At 72.3% G+C, this 17,642-nt stretch carries 14 protein-coding genes; 9 read left to right on the top strand and 5 right to left on the bottom strand.

Going from position 1 to position 17,642, the window contains the following annotated elements:
- Positions 1 to 70 precede the first annotated feature (70 nt).
- Positions 71 to 832 (top strand): phosphoglyceromutase, encoded by a 762-nt coding sequence (locus ACICHK_RS18785; RefSeq protein ID WP_406837828.1) that lies wholly within the window; start codon positions 71 to 73, stop codon positions 830 to 832.
- A 141-nt stretch (positions 833 to 973) separates the two neighbouring features.
- Here ACICHK_RS18785 and ACICHK_RS18780 read toward each other — a convergent pair whose 3' ends face one another.
- The 4 genes from ACICHK_RS18780 to phoU form a co-directional block, all read right to left on the bottom strand.
- A complete protein-coding gene (locus ACICHK_RS18780) occupies positions 974 to 1,513 on the bottom strand; it encodes an HAD domain-containing protein (RefSeq protein ID WP_406837827.1) in 540 nt (179 codons plus the stop codon).
- 76 nt (positions 1,514 to 1,589) lie between these two features.
- Entirely contained in the window at positions 1,590 to 5,351 is a 3,762-nt protein-coding gene (locus ACICHK_RS18775) for an AAA family ATPase (RefSeq protein WP_406837826.1), read from the bottom strand.
- Positions 5,352 to 5,652: 301 nt separating this feature from the next.
- On the bottom strand, positions 5,653 to 5,805 hold the full coding sequence (locus tag ACICHK_RS18770; protein ID WP_167455652.1) for a hypothetical protein: 153 nt from the start codon (positions 5,803 to 5,805) through the stop codon (positions 5,653 to 5,655).
- A gap of 757 nt (positions 5,806 to 6,562) precedes the next feature.
- Complete coding sequence (gene phoU / locus ACICHK_RS18765; RefSeq protein WP_406837825.1) at positions 6,563 to 7,231, bottom strand: phosphate signaling complex protein PhoU; 669 nt, start codon at positions 7,229 to 7,231, stop codon at positions 6,563 to 6,565.
- A gap of 232 nt (positions 7,232 to 7,463) precedes the next feature.
- Here phoU and ACICHK_RS18760 point away from each other — a divergent pair, with 232 nt between their 5' ends.
- Both ACICHK_RS18760 and ACICHK_RS18755 read left to right on the top strand, forming a co-directional pair.
- Positions 7,464 to 8,741, top strand: a complete 1,278-nt coding sequence (locus ACICHK_RS18760) for a sensor histidine kinase (protein ID WP_406837824.1) — start codon at positions 7,464 to 7,466, stop codon at positions 8,739 to 8,741.
- Positions 8,738 to 9,418 carry a response regulator transcription factor gene (locus tag ACICHK_RS18755; RefSeq protein WP_037622332.1) on the top strand — a complete coding sequence of 227 codons (681 nt, stop codon included), beginning with the start codon at positions 8,738 to 8,740 and terminating at the stop codon, positions 9,416 to 9,418. Before ACICHK_RS18760 ends, ACICHK_RS18755 begins: the two co-directional genes overlap by 4 nt.
- Before the next feature lie 160 nt (positions 9,419 to 9,578).
- Here ACICHK_RS18755 and ACICHK_RS18750 read toward each other — a convergent pair whose 3' ends face one another.
- On the bottom strand, positions 9,579 to 10,235 hold the full coding sequence (locus tag ACICHK_RS18750) for a DUF461 domain-containing protein (protein ID WP_151472672.1): 657 nt from the start codon (positions 10,233 to 10,235) through the stop codon (positions 9,579 to 9,581).
- A 721-nt stretch (positions 10,236 to 10,956) separates the two neighbouring features.
- On the opposite strand from ACICHK_RS18750, the gene ACICHK_RS18745 reads away from it, so the two are divergent.
- The 6 genes from ACICHK_RS18745 to ACICHK_RS18720 all read left to right on the top strand — a co-directional run bounded on the left by ACICHK_RS18745 (position 10,957) and on the right by ACICHK_RS18720 (position 17,618).
- Complete coding sequence (locus ACICHK_RS18745; protein WP_003953493.1) at positions 10,957 to 11,439, top strand: CarD family transcriptional regulator; 483 nt, start codon at positions 10,957 to 10,959, stop codon at positions 11,437 to 11,439.
- Between the two features lie 354 nt (positions 11,440 to 11,793).
- Positions 11,794 to 12,546, top strand: a complete 753-nt coding sequence (gene ispD, locus ACICHK_RS18740) for a 2-C-methyl-D-erythritol 4-phosphate cytidylyltransferase (RefSeq protein WP_151472671.1) — start codon at positions 11,794 to 11,796, stop codon at positions 12,544 to 12,546.
- A complete protein-coding gene (gene ispF, locus ACICHK_RS18735) occupies positions 12,536 to 13,066 on the top strand; it encodes a 2-C-methyl-D-erythritol 2,4-cyclodiphosphate synthase (RefSeq protein ID WP_151472670.1) in 531 nt (176 codons plus the stop codon). Before ispD ends, ispF begins: the two co-directional genes overlap by 11 nt.
- Positions 13,067 to 13,304: 238 nt before the next feature.
- Positions 13,305 to 14,702, top strand: coding sequence for a cysteine--tRNA ligase (gene cysS / locus ACICHK_RS18730; protein WP_151472669.1), 1,398 nt, complete (start codon positions 13,305 to 13,307; stop codon positions 14,700 to 14,702).
- Positions 14,703 to 14,819: 117 nt separating this feature from the next.
- Positions 14,820 to 15,761 (top strand): 23S rRNA (guanosine(2251)-2'-O)-methyltransferase RlmB, encoded by a 942-nt coding sequence (gene rlmB / locus ACICHK_RS18725; RefSeq protein WP_151472668.1) that lies wholly within the window; start codon positions 14,820 to 14,822, stop codon positions 15,759 to 15,761.
- Between the two features lie 117 nt (positions 15,762 to 15,878).
- The gene (locus tag ACICHK_RS18720) at positions 15,879 to 17,618 is read left to right on the top strand and encodes a DoxX family membrane protein (protein WP_406837823.1); all 1,740 of its coding nucleotides are present in this window, start codon (positions 15,879 to 15,881) and stop codon (positions 17,616 to 17,618) included.
- Positions 17,619 to 17,642 lie beyond the last annotated feature (24 nt).

Below are 17,642 nucleotides of genomic sequence, written 5' to 3'. Positions count from 1 at the left end.
ACGGGGCCTCTCGTGTCCGACTGATGGCCGAAGGAGCGGGCGGTCGTGGGGTTCGATTACGCTCGGAGTCATGGCCGACGCACCGTACAAGCTGATCCTCCTCCGCCACGGCGAGAGCGAATGGAACGCGAAGAACCTGTTCACCGGATGGGTGGACGTCAACCTCAACGAGAAGGGCGAGAAGGAGGCAGTCCGCGGCGGTGAGCTGCTCAAGGACGCCGGCCTGCTGCCCGACGTCGTCCACACCTCGCTCCAGAAGCGCGCGATCCGCACCGCGCAGCTGGCCCTGGAGGCCGCCGACCGCCACTGGATCCCGGTCCACCGCAGCTGGCGCCTGAACGAGCGTCACTACGGCGCCCTCCAGGGCAAGGACAAGGCCCAGACGCTCGCCGAGTTCGGCGAGGAGCAGTTCATGCTGTGGCGCCGCTCGTACGACACCCCGCCGCCGGCGCTCGACCGCGACTCCGAGTACTCCCAGTTCGACGACGCGCGCTACGCCTCGCTGCCGCCGGAGCTGCGCCCGCAGACGGAGTGCCTGAAGGACGTCGTCGTCCGCATGCTCCCGTACTGGTTCGACGGCATCGTCCCGGACCTGCTGACCGGCCGTACGGTCCTGGTCGCGGCCCACGGCAACTCGCTGCGCGCTCTGGTCAAGCACCTCGACGGCATCTCCGACGCCGACATCGCGGGCCTGAACATCCCCACCGGCATCCCGCTCTCCTACGAGCTGGACGCCGACTTCAAGCCCGTGAACCCGGGCGGCACCTACCTCGACCCGGAGGCGGCCGCGGCCGCGATCGAGGCGGTCAAGAACCAGGGCAAGAAGAAGTAGGTTTCGCGACCACGCCCCCGGCCTGCGCGTACGGCGCGGGGCGGGGGCGTTTTCGTGGTCTGGGTCCCGTGCGGGACCTCGGGTGTCGCGCGTACGCCTTCGGCGTCGTCCTCGGAAGGTCCGGGCGCGGTGGACCGGGGCCTATCCGTCCGTTCCGCGCGAGCGGTCCGGTACGGCGGTCCGGAGCCAGTGGGTGAGCGCGGAGAAGTCGTTCTCGGTCAGGCCCTTCGACGGGTCGACGCGGTGGAGCAGGAAGGGACTCCCGTGCTGTGCGGCGACCCAGAGCCGGTCCATGGCGCCGATCTCGTCGTCGACCCAGATGAACGGGCGGCCGCCGGCCCGTTCGACGAGGGCGCGGGTCTTCCAGTGCAGCCCCCGCGGACCCGTTTCGGCGGGGCCCTCGGGCCACTCCAGCACGGGCAGTCGGGGCAGTCCGATCCGAGGGCCGACGGACTCGTTCGCCTCGTCCATCCACGTCGTGGCCCACACCAGGTCGCACCCCAGCGCCGTCAGACACGGGCCCACGGCGGGGTCGAGCCGACCGAGCAGCGGATTCTCCCCGCCGGGGGGCGCTTCGGCGCCGGACGCCGGGCCGGAGGTCTCGTGACGGTCGTACGAGGGGCCGAACGGGATGAGGGGGCCGTCGACGTCGAGGAAGAGGATCGGGATCGGGCGTTCCATCGTGGGTTCCCTGGTCTGCCGGGGAGGGCGGGCCGCCGTCCCCGGCAGACCAGTCAAGCGGCCGGCCGATCCATGGTCAATCCGTCGGTCGATCGGCCTGTCGGTCCCGGTCCGTCGGTCCGTCGGTCAGGCGCAGGGCGGTCCGTACGTCCGGGCCGTGCCAGCCCGCCGCCGTCCGCCACACGACGTGCACGCCGAAGGCCTCCCGGATCGCGTCGGGAGCCCAGTCCTCCGCGGGCGGCTCGGACAGGACCAGGTACCGGGTGTCCGCGGAGCGCGTCTCCACCCGGTCGAGTTCCATGAGGCGGACGGCTCCCGCGCGCAGGTGCGGGTAGTCGGAACGGCCGGTGCCGAGCACCTCGTAGCGGAAGAAACCGTCCGGTCCCTCCAGGACCGCGTCGGAGATCCGGGAGTCCGAAGGCCACAGCCCCGCCCGCAGGAGCGCGGCCTTCAGTTCGAAGCGCACGGCCTCGTGCGTGTTGCAGTCCCGGTCGGTCTGCGCCTCGACGGCCAGTTGGCCCGCGAGTGCCTCGCTCCACGCCGTCCGTCCCTCGGACGGGGAGGAGCCGGTTTCCAGGAGAGCGGCAGTGTTCATGGGGTCGGTGTCCTTCTGCTCGAGTGTTCCGCGCGGCCCGGTGGACGGGGCCGTGATCGTCCCGGGCCCGGACGTGGTCCCGGGCTCGGGTGTGGTCCTGGACCCGGACACCGGCAACTCCCGTTCCGGCCCGGCCTCCGGCCCCGTCCGCCCCGTCCGCGGTCCGGTGCCGATCAGGTCGCGGAGTTCGTCCCGGGCCCGGTCGAGGGCGTCGGCCCAGTGCCGGAACGCGGGGTCGTCCGCCAGGGCGGCGCGCAGGCCGGGATCGTTCGCCCCGACCGCCTGCCGGGTGCGCCGGGCGAGGTCCGCCAGATCGCCCAGCCGGTCGCGGTCGGCGGAACCCAGCAGGCGCCAGACGCTCAGCCAGTCGACCCGGTCGCGCCTCAGGCAGCGGGCGGCCATGCCCTTCAGCTCGGAGAGGAGGGCCGTCGTCTCCGGCGGGGCCGTGCCGTCGCCGTGCGCGAGGTCCCGCAGGACGCCGAGCGCGGCCTGGTAACGGGGAGCCGTCCGGGCGGAGATGGGCCGACGGCCGAAGTCGCCCACGGAGACCAGGCTCAGCCGGCCCTCGTTCCGGGTCACCCAGCCGTCCAGCCGGGAGCCCGTGGCGGGGGCGGGTTCGCCGTGGCGGAGGACGAGGAGGACGGTCCGCTCCGTGACGGGGGAGAGGACCTTCACCTTCAGGTGGGAACCCGGGCCGGGACCGAGCACCCGCACCTCGACGGGCGTGCCGACCGGCAGGTCGTCGCCGGGGGAGCCGTTCCCCCGGGAACCGTCGGCGGCGGAGGCGCGGGGGTCGGAATCGCCGGTTCCGATGTCGTCCTCCGGGAGCGCCGCGACGGGTGCCGCGTACGCGTAGGCGGAGGCGGTCTCACCGTCCGCGCCGTCGGCCGTCGCGCCGAGTTCGGCCGGCAGCGGTGTCGTGTGGAGGACCGTCAGCGTCTGGGTGCTGCGGGACAGGGCGACGTACAGCTGGCGCAGCCCGGCGGGGCCCCGGTCGGCGATGGTCGTCGGCTCCAGGACCAGGACGTGGTCGAACTCCATGCCCTTGGCCTGGGCGGCGGGGAGCACGGACACGGTCCGCAGGGTCTCCTCGGTCATGCCGTCCACGAGGTCGACGCGTCGGCGGACCTCCTCCAGCCAGTCGGAGTCGTCGGGAACGATGACGGCGATCGACCGCGGGGTGCGGCCGTCGTTCGTGCCCGCGAGCCGTGCCGTGCGGGTCGCCGCGTCGTCCAGCAGCTCCCAGGGAGTCGTGGAGACGAGCCGCACGGCCCCGTCGCCGGCCCGCCGTACGGCGGTCGGGTAGGGCAGGGAGGGGGCGACGGCCCGGGCCAGGGGCGCCACGAACTCCATGATCTCCGCGGGGACGCGGTAGCTGGTGTTCAGCTCGGCCACGCGCCACCCTCCCCGGCCGGACAGGATTCCGCCGAGCTGTTCCCAACTGGTGGGGGAATGCGGTCCGGTGGCCTGGGCCAGATCGCCGAGCACGGTCATCGAGCCGGTCGGACACCGTCTGCTCAGGGACCGCGCCTGCATCGGGGTGAGGTCCTGCGCCTCGTCGACCACGATGTGTCGGTACCTCCGCGGACTCTCGCCCGCTATGAGGAACCGCAGCTCCTCCAGGCACACCAAGTCGTCCGCCGTCCAGGGTTCTTCGGCGGCGCTGTCCGCCTTCCGCCGCTGCAGACAGGCCTGTTCGTCCCGGTCGAGGATCCCGTCGGCGCACTCGCGCAGCCTGGTGGGGGAGTTGAGCAGACCGCGCAGCGCCTCCTCGGGGCTCAACGGGGGCCAGATCCGGTCCACGAGGGTGGTGACCTGCCGGTTGCGCTCCAGGTCGCGGCGTACGGTCGCGTCCCTGCCTCGGTGCGGGGCGATCCCGGCGAGTTCACCCAGCAGGCGGTCCACCAGCAGGGTGCGGAACCGGTCCCTGCGCGCCCGGTGGCCCTCGGTGCCCTCCCGGGCGTCCTGGAGGAGACCGAGCACCTCCGAGCGCGGCAGACGCAGGGAAGCGCCGCCCACGACGACGACGAAGGCCGGTTCGTCCTGGGCGTGGGAGGGAGCGGAGACGACGGCGTCCAGGGCCTCGGGCCGGCACTCGCCCTCCACCCGCCTGCGCAGGACGGCGGCCATCCGTTCGCCGGACTTCACCAGCCGCGCGGCGGTGGAGTCCGAGCCCCGGACGTCCCCTTCCCAGAGGCGGGCCAGCTGTACGGCGGTGACGTTCCGGGTGCCGAGGGTCGGCAGTACGCGCCCCACGTACTCCAGGAAGTTCTGGTGCGGTCCCACGACCAGGATGTCCTGCGCGCGGAAGTGGTCGTTGTTGACGAGCCAGGTCACCCGGTGCAGACCCACCGCCGACTTTCCGGTGCCGGGTCCGCCCTGGACGACGAGGACGTCCGCGGGGGAACCGGTGACCAGCGCCATCTGGTCCCGCCTGATCGTCTCGACGATGTCGCGCATCCGGCCGTTGCGGGACCGGCGCAGCTCCCGCAGGAGGAACTCGTCGACGGGCTGCGGCTTCTGACGGCGCCGGCCGGCGGGCTGCCGCTGCGCCGGGATCGCGCGCGGCCGTGCGTGGCGGCCCCCGGCGGGCGGGGCGGTGGCGTCCTCCGCCTCCTCCGGGGGTTCCTCACCGTCGAGGGCGTCAGGAGCGTCAGGAGCGTCAGGGGTTTCCGGGGCTTCGGGGGCCGCGGAGGCTCCGGTGCGGTCCGGGGTCTCGGACGGGGCGGGTTCGTCCTCGAAGGCGGGGGACGGGGCGGCCTCCCGACCGGGTCCCGGCGAGCCGGCGTACGGGTCCGCGGCCGGGGTGATCTCGTCCAGGAAGTCCTCGACGCGGCGGCCGGCGCAGCGTAACCGGCGTCGCAGGAGCACGTCGCCCGGCGTCTCCGGCCGGGCGTTGTGCCAGCTCACGGCGATCGGGTTCGTCCAGGAGACCACCACCTGGTCGCGGGTCTCGGTGTCGAAGACGTGGCGTCGTCCGACGTAGAACGTCTCCGCCCCGGCGCCGTTCGCCTCCTGGACGTCGACGCGGCTGATGACCAGCGCCTCGCCCCCGAGGCCGCCGTACTCCTCCGCCGCGCTCTCCGCCTTCTCGCGGACCGCGATGCCGTCCTTGCCGCTGGCGGAAGCCGTGGCCGCCGACGGTGACGTCATCTCCGCGAGCCGGGCCTCGTAGCAGTCGTAGGCGCGGTCGACGGCCTTCTGCTCGATGGCGATGACCGCGTCCCGTGGTGTCGTGCTCACGTGTGTCCCCTCCTGACGGCGCCCCTCGCGCCGCCGCGGGCCAGGGCCCGCCTCCCCTGTCTCAGAGGTAGCAGAGTTCGCCGGTCGGACCACGGTCAATCGGACAACAGCTCCACAATCGCGCAGATTTCGGTCTGCTCCGGGCAGATCCGGTCCCGTGCGCCCTTTCTTCGTACGTCAGGCCGAGCCGGCCGATCGCCAGCGGGGAGAAGGGGCGGAGAAGAGGAACGGACGAAGAGGAACGGACGAAGAAGAAGGGCCCCGTCGTGACGGCGGGGCCCTTCCGGACGTACGTAGGTGATCAGCCGCACTGGCAGGGGTTGCCCGACTGGCAGCCGCAGCCGCAGCCTGAGCCGCAGCCGCAGGCGCCGAACAACGGGAGGCTCTTGATCTCGGCGGGCTGTTGGGTGTCGCGGTCCTGGGTCGGGTCGGGCGTGCTGGGGGATTCGGCCATGGGTCCCTCCTTCAGGCACGGGGCGTCCGGCGCACCCCGCGCCGCACGGCTCCTGTCGCCCATCTCATGCCCTGTCCGGCGGGCGCATCAACGGCGCACTGAGGCGTCCCACGCGCCCGGAACGCGAATCCCGCGCCGGGCGGACCGGAACCGGACCACGCCACCCCCCACCCGCGCCGACCGGACCGCCCCCGGAGACTTGCCGCCCACGCCCACGAACGAGGACAGCCGTGCCCCCGGGCGGAGACAGGCTTGCCACGCCCGGCGCCGAACGGCTCGCCCACCGTCCGCGCCCGCCGGGGCCGGGCCTCCCCCGGTCCCCGCCCGGCGGGCCGGGCCTCCCCCGGTCAGCGCCCGGCAAGGGGCAGGCACCCTTTCCGGCCCGTGCCCGGCGCGGTCAGGATCCTTCCCGGCCCGGCCCGGCCCGGGCCTGCCGGGTCCGGGACTCCCTGGTCCCCGCCCGCCGGGCCGGGGCTCCCCTGCTCAGTGCCCGGCGAGGGGCAGACACCCCTTCCGGCCCGCGCCCGCCGGGCCGGGCAACCCGGTCAGTGCCCGGCGCGAGGGGCAGGCACTCCTCCCGGCCCGCGCCTGCCGAGGTCAGGATCCTTCCCGGTCTGTGTCCGCCGGGCCGGGCCCCCGGTCAGTGCCCGACAGGGGGCAGGCACCCCTTCCGGCCCGCGCCCGCCGGGGCCGGGACTCCCCCCGTTCGGTACCCGGCAAGGGGCAGGCCCCCCTCCTGGTCCCCGCCCGGCAAGGGCTACTGCTTGATGTCCGACTGGAGCTCGTCGGCGTGTTCGCCCGTGACCAGGTAGACGACGCGCTTGGCGACCGAGACGGCGTGGTCGGCGAAGCGCTCGTAGTAGCGGCCGAGGAGGGTCACGTCGACGGCGGTCTCGATGCCGTGCTGCCACTTGTCGTCCAGCAGGTGCTGGAAGAGCGTGCGGTGCAGGAGGTCCATCTCGTCGTCGTCCTGCTCCAGCTGCATCGCCAGGTCGACGTCCTTGGTGATGATGACCTCGGCGGCCTTGGCCATCAGGCGCTGGGCGAGCTGGCCCATCTCCAGGATCGTGGCGTGCAGGTCGTGCGGGACCGCGCGCTCGGGAAAACGCAGCCGGGCCAGCTTGGCCACGTGCTGGGCCAGGTCACCGGAACGCTCCAGGTCGGCCGACATCCGCAGCGAGGTGACGACGATCCGCAGATCCGTCGCCACCGGCTGCTGGCGGGCCAGCAGGGCTATCGCGCGGGCCTCCAGCTCGTGCTGGAGATCGTCGACCTTCTGGTCCGCGGCGATCACGCTCTCGGCCAGCTTCAGGTCGGAGTCGAGTATGGCCGTCGTGGCGCGCCCGATCGCCGACCCGACGAGCCGGGCCATCTCGACCAGGCCGTCGCCGATCGAGTCAAGTTCCTCGTGATACGCGTCACGCATGTGGTCGTCCCTCTCGTACGTCAGCTTCCGGGGTCCGGGGTCCGGGACCTGGCAGCCGCGGCCGCCGGAGGGACCCGTGAACCCCACGCTCCCACGTTCGGGGCCGTACGCGTCCGTTTCCGGCATCTCAAGTGAATCGGTACTGGCTCCTGGGTGAACTCTGGGCGACGAGTGTTCGAGCTCGCACGTTGATGGCTGTGGGCACGAGCTACGCCGTGCCTAACCTGGATGCATGGACGTGAACGCGGCGGTCGCCGCAGCGGCAGCGATCGCCGGAGTGCTCACCGGCGTCATCGCCATGCTGGCGTTCCGCTGGAGCGAGCGCGACCAGAAACGCCCCACCCGCACCTCCCTGCACACGGACGCGGTGCTTCCGCCCGGTGTCGACACCGTGCTCTCCGTGCTCCGGTCCTCGGCGGTCGTGCTCGACGAAGCGGACGCCGTGGTCAAGGCCAGCTCGGCGGCGTACGCCCTCGGACTGGTGCGCGGCGGGAAACTGGCCGTCGAACCGATGCTCCACATGGCGCGTGACACCCGCCGTGACGGGGAGATACGCCAGGTGGAACTGGACCTGCCGAGAAGGGGAACGGGCAGGGGCGAGGCACTCGCCGTCTCGGCCAGAGTGGCTCCCCTCGGCTCCAGGCTCGTCCTCCTCCTCGTGGAGGACCTGACGGAGGCGCGCCGCATCGAGGCCGTGCGGCGGGACTTCGTCGCGAACGTGAGCCACGAGCTCAAGACCCCCGTCGGAGCGCTCTCCCTCCTCTCCGAGGCCGTCATGGACGCCTCGGACGACCCGGAGGCCGTCGAGCGCTTCGCCGGACGCATGCAGATAGAGGCCACCCGGCTCACCAACCTCGTCCAGGAGCTCATCGACCTGTCTAGGGTGCAGAACGACGATCCCCTCGAGGACGCCGAGCCGGTCCGGGTCGACGAGCTGGTGGCCGAGGCGATCGACCGCTGCCGCCACCAGGCCGGCACGAAGCAGATCACCATGGCCGCCGGCGGCACCGCCGACCTGAGCCTGTGGGGGAACCGGGGCCAGCTCGCCGCGGCCCTCGGCAACCTCGTCGAGAACGCCGTCAACTACTCACCCGCCCGCACCCGCGTCGGGATAGCCGCCCGCCGGGTGACCGCGCCCGGCGGGGAGCACATCGAGATCGCCGTGACCGACCAGGGCATCGGCATCTCGGACAAGGACAAGGAGCGCATCTTCGAGCGCTTCTACCGGGTCGATCCCGCCCGCTCCCGCGCCACCGGCGGCACGGGTCTCGGGCTGGCGATCGTCAAGCACGTGGCCGCCTCGCACGGCGGGGAGGTCACGGTGTGGAGCTCCGAGGGTCAGGGCTCCACGTTCACCCTGCGGCTGCCGGAGGCGAGTGCGGCCCGCGAGCGCGTCACCGATCACCACATGCCCGGACTCGACGAAGAGGACGAGACCGGGCAGCCCGACGGGACGACCACCGTCACATCCCCGTACGAACCGCTTCCTGCCCCGGAGGTCCTTCCGTGACCCGTGTGCTCGTCGTCGAGGACGAGGAGTCGTTCTCCGACGCCCTGTCGTACATGCTTCGCAAGGAGGGCTTCGAGGTCGCCATCGCGACCACCGGGCCCGACGGACTGGACGAGTTCGAGCGCAACGGCGCCGACCTCGTCCTCCTCGACCTGATGCTGCCGGGGCTGCCCGGCACCGAGGTCTGCCGTCAGCTGCGGGGCCGCTCCAACGTCCCGGTGATCATGGTCACCGCCAAGGACAGCGAGATCGACAAGGTCGTCGGACTCGAAATAGGAGCCGACGACTACGTCACCAAGCCCTTCTCCTCCCGTGAGCTGGTCGCCCGCATCCGGGCCGTCCTGCGCCGCCGCGGGGAGCCGGAGGAGGTCGCCCCGGCCGCCCTGGAGGCCGGTCCCGTCCGGATGGACGTCGACCGTCACGTGGTCACCGTCTCCGGCGGCAAGGTCGACCTGCCGCTGAAGGAGTTCGACCTCCTGGAGATGCTGCTGCGCAACGCGGGCCGGGTGCTGACCCGGATGCAGCTCATCGACCGGGTCTGGGGCGCCGACTACGTGGGCGACACCAAGACCCTCGACGTCCACGTCAAGCGCCTGCGCGCGAAGATCGAGCCGGACCCGGGCGCGCCCCGCTACCTGGTGACGGTCCGCGGTCTCGGTTACAAGTTCGAGCCGTAGACCGGCCCCGTCGCCCGGCGGCACGGCACGGCGGTACGCCGAAGGGCGGGACCCCTCTTCCGGGGGTCCCGCCCTTCGGCGTAGGACTGCCGCGCGTGCGCACGAGCCGCGCGGCGGGTGCGCGCCGGGCCGTGTACGGGCCTTCGGCGCGCGCCCGGCGTCACTGCTCCGCGGACTCCGACGCGGTGGCCCCGGCGCTGGACGACTCCGTGCTGCCGGGCTTGCCCGACGCGGACTCCGACGGCGACGGGGAACCCGTGGCCGACTCGGAGGGCGAGGTGGACGGGGAGGCCGGAGCCGACGGGATGTCGCTCGGGCCCCACTTGGTGAAGTAGCTCTCGGCCGGGACGACGAAGGCGCCCAGGCTCACGTCACCGGTCTCGCTGAAGGAGAAGGTGACCTTCTGCAGGCTGCCGTTCAGGACGGTCTGGGAGGGGCTGGACAGCGCCGCGGAGGCGTTGCCCTTGCCGCCGAGGACGATCGAGCCGCCGGCCGGGACGGTCAGCTTGCCCTTGCCGCTCGCGGGCGTGAGCTGGGCGGTGCCCTCGCCCTCGACGCTGATCGAGTCCAGGGTCTGCGCGGTGGTGCCGTTGTTGAACAGCGTCGCGGAGATCACCGCCGGACCGGTGGCCTTCACGTCGGGCTGGGTGATGACGAGCGCGTTCTGGACCTTGATGGCGCCCACGGAGGTGGCCGCGTTGTCCGGCTTGATCTCGTTCGTCTGGGCGTCGTTGCCGGCACCACACGCGGCGAGCGAGGCGATCGAGAACGCGATGACGGCGGCGGCGAGAGTGCCGCGTCGAAGGCTGCTGCTCACGGCGGCGGCAACTCCTTGAACGTGGGCGAATCGGGACGGCCTCTGTGTAAAGCCGCCCTAAGGGTCTGTCAGCGGCCTTAGGTTACCGATCCGTTCCCGCGCGACCGCACCCGACCCTCCCCAAGCCGCCGACTTTGCTCTCCCCAGGGGAAACGGGGGTGCCCGGGACGGCCGGGCGGGTCGGCGGGACATGCGCCCGCGGGCTCCGTTGCGCCGGGTGTGCGCCCCGTCGGCCGTGCCCCGCTCCGGCGGCGCGTCCGCTACTTTGATCGCGCCCGTCCGTCATTCACATAAGTTCCGCAGACTGTTCCACCGACTTCGGCTTGCGCATTTCGTGGAATGAATGCCCGGCTCTCCAGGAAAAGGATCACGAGGTCATCGAGGGGCGATGAGCGGGTGATCATCGAACTCCTTGATCAATTCAAGATTCGTCTCGCACTCGACTCCGTCCGTCGAACGGAGTAGCGGAAGTCGCGCTCCTGGAGCAGGACAAAACGGGATGTTTTCACCCTGGCGGGGGGCTCCGGGTGTGTGTAACGTACGCGTTTCACTCCGCATGGACAGCCGCTCCGACCTGCGAATACCCTCTTCCGCTCGCCCCTCGCAGCACGTTCCTGTTGCGGTTGTCAAGCCCCGAGATATGCCCTGACCTGCGAAAACGCCATTCAGAAGACGCCGTTTCCGTGTTACTCTGGATAGCCACGGAAGGGGTACCTGTCACATGACGTTCAAGGTTGGCGACACCGTGGTCTATCCCCATCACGGGGCCGCGCTGATCGAGGCCATCGAAACTCGTCAGATCAAAGGCGTGGACAAGACCTACTTGGTGCTGAAGGTCGCCCAGGGTGACCTGACGGTACGTGTGCCAGCGGACAATGCGGAGTTCGTCGGCGTGCGTGATGTGGTCGGTCAGGACGGGCTGGACCGGGTCTTCGAGGTGCTGCGCGCGCCGTACGCCGAGGAGCCCACGAACTGGTCGCGTCGCTACAAGGCAAATCTGGAGAAGCTCGCCTCCGGCGATGTCATCAAGGTCGCGGAAGTCGTGCGTGACCTGTGGCGTCGTGAGCGCGAGCGCGGACTCTCCGCGGGTGAGAAGCGCATGCTCGCCAAGGCGCGCCAGATCCTGGTGAGCGAGCTCGCCCTCGCGGAGAACACCAACGAGGACAAGGCCGAGGCCCTGCTCGACGAGGTCCTCGCGTCCTGACGCCGGCTCAGTCGCCGAGACGCGGACCGTCTTGACGTACGCCCAAGCCCGCGCAGCAGCGCAATGAAATGCCGCGGTGCCCGATGACGCAATTACCGTATTGCTGTCGCCGGGCGCTGCGGCATGTTCGTACCCGCACCCATTCGGTAAACCGGACGTTCATCCGGCATCGGCTTTCCCGAGGTATACCGGCGTATCCGATACTCGGGATGCCGATCCGGACACTCGACCTGACCGGATGTCACGGAAGGGTCCGGTCAAGGCGTCGCGCCCGGCACTCCCCCAGCTCTCCGAGCAGGGGGTACCCCCAGGCCATACCCATCCCGGTCGAGCACACAAACCTGACAGGAACCGATGTCTGACGTTTCGCTCCCTTCGCCGCCGGAAGCCCGCACGGCGGCCGTGATCCCGGCCGCCGGACGAGGCGTGCGCCTCGGTCCGGGCGCCCCCAAGGCGCTCCGCGCGCTGAACGGCACGCCCATGCTCATCCACGCGGTCCGTGCGATGGCCGCGTCGCGCGCCGTCTCCCTGGTCGTCGTCGTGGCCCCGCCGGACGGCGCGGCCGAGGTCAAGACGCTGCTCGACGCCCACGCGCTGCCCGACCGCACCGACTTCGTCGTCGTCCCGGGCGGTGACAGCCGCCAGGAGTCCGTGAAGTACGGGCTCGACGTGCTGCCGCCCGGTATCGACATCGTCCTGGTGCACGACGCGGCCCGGCCGCTCGTCCCCGTCGACACGGTCGACGCCGTCATCGAGGCCGTACGGGACGGCGCTCCCGCCGTCGTGCCGGCGCTGCCGCTCGCCGACACCGTCAAGGAGGTCGAGCCCGCGGCCGTCGCCGGGGAGGTCGAGCCGGTCGTGGCCACCCCCGAGCGGGCGCGGCTGCGTGCCGTGCAGACGCCCCAGGGCTTCGACCGCGAGACCCTTCTGCGGGCCCACGAGACCGTCACCGACGACGTGACCGACGACGCGAGCATGGTCGAGCAGCTGGGCGTGCGGGTCGTGGTCGTGCCGGGCCACGAGGAGGCGTTCAAGGTGACGCGCCCGCTGGACCTGGTGCTGGCCGAGGCGGTTCTCGCGCGGCGGAGGCTGAACGATGGGTTCTGAGACACCGGAGCGGACGGAGGGTCAGGGCCCGGTCCCGGGCCCGGTGCTCCCGCTGGTCGGGATCGGCACCGACATCCACGCCTTCGAGGAAGGGCGGGAGCTGTGGTGCGCCGGCCTGAAGTGGGAGGGGGAGGGACCCGGACTCGCCGGGCACTCCGACGCCGACGTCGTCGCGCACGCCGCGTGCAACGCGCTCTTCTCGGCGGCGGGACTCGGTGACCTCGGGGCCCACTTCGGCACCGGGCGCCCGGAGTGGTCCGGGGCGCCGGGGGTCGTGCTGCTGAGGGAGGCGGCGCGGATCGTCCGCGAGGCCGGCTTCGTGGTCGGCAACGTCGCGGTCCAGGTCGTCGGACCCCGTCCGAAGATCGGCAAGCGGCGGGACGAGGCGCAGAAGATCCTGTCGGAGGCGGTGGGGGCGCCGGTTTCGGTGTCGGGCGCCACGACGGACGGGCTCGGGTTCCCGGGCCGCGACGAGGGTCTGATGGCGGTCGCCACGGCACTGGTCGTGCGGGCGGGCTGAGACACCGGCCGTCCGGGTGGCCGGGAGCACCGGTCGCCCGGGTGATCGGGAGCACCGGCCGTCCGGGTGATCGGAGGCAGTGGTCGTCCGGAGCACCGGCGTCCGGGTGGCCGGGGGCCACCGGCCGGTCCCCCGGGCGCTCCCCCATACACCCCTGGCTCCCCCGTATGTCACGAATACGTGGCAAGGCTGGGGGAAGGGGCTCGGGGCACTGCCCGGGGCCCACTACCCTGGACTCGTGACTATTCGCCTGTACGACACCAGCGCCCGGCAGATCCGTGACTTCGCCCCGCTCGTGCCGGGTTGCGTCTCGATCTACCTGTGCGGCGCCACCGTGCAGGCCGCACCGCACATCGGGCACATCCGCTCGGGCCTCAACTTCGACATCATGCGCCGCTGGTTCGCCTACCGCGGCTACGACGTGACGTTCATCAGGAACGTCACGGACATCGACGACAAGATCATCAAGAAGTCGGCCACGGAGGGCCGTCCCTGGTGGTCCATCGGCTACGAGAACGAGCGTGCCTTCAACGACGGTTACGACGTGCTCGGCTGCCTGCCGCCCACGTACGAGCCCCGGGCCACCGGTCACGTCCCCGAGATGATCGAGATGATGCGCGGGCTCATCGAGCGCGGTCACGCGTACGCGGCCGACGGGAACGTCTACTTCGACGTGCGGTCGTTCGACGGCTACCTCAAGCTCTCCAACCAGGAGCTCGACAACCTGCTCCAGCCGTCCGGCGAAGGGGAGACGGGCAAGCGCGACCCGCGCGACTTCGCCATGTGGAAGGCCGTGAAGCCGGGCGAGCCGAGCTGGGAGACGCCCTGGGGCCGCGGCCGTCCGGGCTGGCACCTGGAGTGCTCCGCGATGGCCCACAAGTACCTGGGCAGCGCCTTCGACATCCACGGCGGCGGGCTCGACCTGATCTTCCCGCACCACGAGAACGAGATCGCGCAGGCCAAGGCCTTCGGGGACGAGTTCGCGACGTACTGGGTGCACAACGCCTGGGTCACCCTCAAGGGCGAGAAGATGTCGAAGTCCCTCGGGAACTCGGTCCTCGTCTCCAACATGGTCAAGGACTGGCGCCCGATCGTGCTGCGCTACTACCTCGGCACTCCGCACTACCGCTCCATGATCGAGTACAGCGAGGAGGCCCTGCGCGACGCCGAGTCGGCGTTCGCGCGCATCGAGGGCTTCGTGCAGCGGGTGGTGGAGAAGGCGGGTGCCGTCGAGCCCGCCGCCGAGGTGCCGCCCGCGTTCGCCGAGGCGATGGACGACGACCTGGGCGTGCCGCAGGCGCTGGCCATCGTGCACACCACGGTCCGCCAGGGGAACTCCGCCCTGGCCGCCGACGACAAGGAAGCCGCCGTGGCACGCCTCGCCGAGGTACGGGCCATGCTCGGTGTCCTCGGACTCGACCCGCTCGACCCGCAGTGGGCCGAGGAGGGCGACCGCGGCGACGATCTGCACGGCGTCGTCGACACCCTCGTCCACCTGGTCCTCGACCAGCGCGAGGCCGCCCGCGCCCGCAAGGACTGGGCCGCCGCGGACGCCATCCGCGACCAGCTCAACCAGTCCGGCCTGGTCATCGAGGACAGCCCGCAGGGGCCGCGCTGGACGCTCGGACCGCGCTGAGCACCCGCTCCGGTGATTCCGGCCGACCCCGGTCGGCCTTGATCGATTGTGCCGCCCGGACCTCCGGGCGGCACACTTCATGTACGTACGTACGCACGTCTCACAGACAGGTAGGTCATGGCTGCTAACAACCGCCGCATGTCCGGCAAGAAGGGCGCGCAGGTCGGCAGTGGCGGCCAGCGGCGCCGGGGCCTGGAGGGCAAGGGCCCGACCCCGCCCGCCGAGATGCGCAAGGGCCACAAGAAGAACCGCATCGCCAACGCCAAGGCGAAGCAGGCCGTCCGCCGTCCCGCGCCCCGCGGCCGCGGCGGCAAGGGCACCTCCGAGATGGTCGTCGGCCGCAACCCCGTCGTCGAGGCGCTGCGCGAGGGCGTCCCCGCGACGACGCTCTACGTCCAGCAGTTCATCGACAACGACGAGCGGGTCCGCGAGGCGCTCCAGCTCGTCGCCGACCGCGGCGGCATCCACCTGATGGAGGCCCCGCGCCCCGAGCTCGACCGCATGACCAACGGGCTCAACCACCAGGGCCTCGTCCTCCAGGTCCCGCCGTACGAGTACGCGCACCCCGAGGACCTCGCCGCCGCCGCGTACGACGAGGGCGAGGACCCGCTGATCGTCGCGCTCGACGGGGTGACCGACCCGCGCAACCTCGGCGCGGTCGTCCGTTCCGCCTCCGCGTTCGGCGGCCACGGCGTGGTCGTGCCCGAGCGCCGCGCGGCCGGCATGACCGCCGGTGCCTGGAAGACGTCGGCCGGTGCCGCCGCCCGCACGCCCGTCGCGCGCGCCGCCAACCTGACGCGTGCCCTGGAGGCGTACAAGAAGGCCGGTCTCGTGGTGGTCGGTCTGGCCGCGGACGGCGAGGCCGAGGTCGGTGACCTGGAGGCGCTCGGCGGCCCGGTCGTCATCGTCGTCGGCAGCGAGGGCAAGGGCCTGTCCCGGCTCGTCGGCGAGACCTGCGACTTCCGGGTGCGGATCCCGATGCCCGGTGGCGCCGAGTCGCTGAACGCCGGTGTGGCGGCGGGAGTTGTGCTCTACGAGGCGGCGCGCCGCCGCGCCTGAACGGGCGCCGGGGAGGTCGCTCCCGTGGTGCGGCCGGGGTGCCGGTAACGATCTTGACGCGGTCCGGACAGTTGGGCGCGGTCAAAGCAGTGTCCTAACCACACGTCACTCGGTTAGATGAGTGTGGACACCAGAACACCCCGCACACCCACGGGGGACCGCTCGTCGGGATTCGACGACGCTCCCGCGCTGAGCATGGTGAAGGTGCCGAGCGATCCGGCGCAGGTCATCGTCAACCATGCCAGCTTCCGCGTCCAGTTGGCGGGTGCGTCACGGGGCCAGTCCCCGCGCATCGCGCGGCACCCGGGCTCTCCCGGCGCCGGCGCGCCGGGCCGAGCGGGCGGGGCCGGTCCGGCCGGCGGGGCCCGCCGCCGGGCGCCCGTCGTCTGGAGCGGGAGGTCCGCGCCGGACGACACCGGCGCCCACCGCCTGCTCCAGGCCGCACGGAGCGCGGGCGCGGCCCATGACCCCGCCGGGCAGGCCGCCGACGCCGGTTCGACCCAGGTCATCCCACGGATCGGCGGACAGCCCGGCTACGCGGGAGGTCCGGCCGCCGACACGGTCCGGACCCCCCTCGTCGGCAGCCAGCGCGCACCCCTCGGCGACGAGCAACGGCTGCTGCCGCAGACGCGCGGCGTGGGCAGCGCCTACGACGAACCGCGGTACGGCGAGCCGCCCTACGGCGAACACGCCTACACGGACGCCGACTTCGGGGACGACGACGGCTACGGGGACGACCGCTTCGACGAGACGGCGGGCGCCGCCCCCGTCAGGCGGCGCGGCTCCGACTCGGTCCGGCACGCCTATCACCCGGGACGCCGGATGAACCTCGGCGTCGTCCTGCTCCCGCTGCGCGTCTTCCTCGGGTTCATCTCCGTCTACGCCGGCATGGGCAAGCTCTGCGACCCCGTCTACTTCGACGGCGGCAAGCGCGGCTCCATGGTGAAGTGGCTCAACACGCTGCACCCGTGGGAAGTCGCCGAGCCGCTGCGGCAGTTCGCGCTCCACCACCCCATCGGCTCCGGACTCGTCATCGCCTTCTTCCAGGTCATCGTCGGCGTCCTGACCGTCCTCGGGCTGTGGCAGCGGGTGGCGGCCGTCGTCGGCGCGATGCTGTCGGCGGCGCTCATCGTCACCGTCAGCTGGAAGACGGTGCCGGTCTACGACGCGCCCGACATCATCATCCTCGCCGCCTGGTCCCCGCTGGTCATCGCGGGTGCCCCGGTGTACTCCGCCGACGGACGGCTCTCCAGTGAGGCCTGGCGGACGCTCGGTCCGCGCGCCGACATCTGGGACCTGCGGGCCCGTGTGCTGCGGCGCGGCGCCCTGCTCACGGCCGTCGTCGTCGGGCTGACCCTGCTGATCGGTTCGCTCCTCGGCGGCGCCGTCCGCGACTCCAGCCGGGTCGTCGTCCCCGGCCCCGGCGAGGCCCCGCGCAACGAACTGCCCGGCTCCCCGCTCCCGGAGACGCCCGGCGAGCGGCACCGGAAGGCCACCCCCTCGGCCTCCGTCCCGCCCACCCGCAGCAGCTCCGCGACCCCGTCGCACACGGCCGGTACGCCGGGCGCGACCCAGGGGACCGGTGGGCCGTCCGGCAGCGGGCAGCAGCAGCCCAGCCAGACCCAGGGCAGCGGCCAGGCCCCGCCGCAGCAGTCCGCGCCGGTCGGCCGGGCCCCGAGCACCACCGCGGGCCCCTCCGGCAGCGGCGGCACGTCGACCGGCGGCGGCGGAAGCGGCGGCAGCGGGGGCAGCGGCGGGGGCACGGGCGGAACCGGCGGCACGGGCACCGGGAGCGGTACCTCCGGCGGGAATTCGTCGACCGGCCAGCCGGGCCTGGTGGGCGGTCTGCTGGGCTGAGGCAGCGCCCACGCGCGGACGGCC

It is taken from the genome of Streptomyces sp. AHU1 (assembly GCF_045343905.1).
In the GTDB taxonomy this organism is placed as follows: Bacteria; Actinomycetota; Actinomycetes; order Streptomycetales; family Streptomycetaceae; genus Streptomyces; species Streptomyces triticiradicis.
The sequence above is the reverse complement of the archived record's forward strand: the minus strand, read 5'-3'. Positions and strand labels throughout refer to the sequence as shown.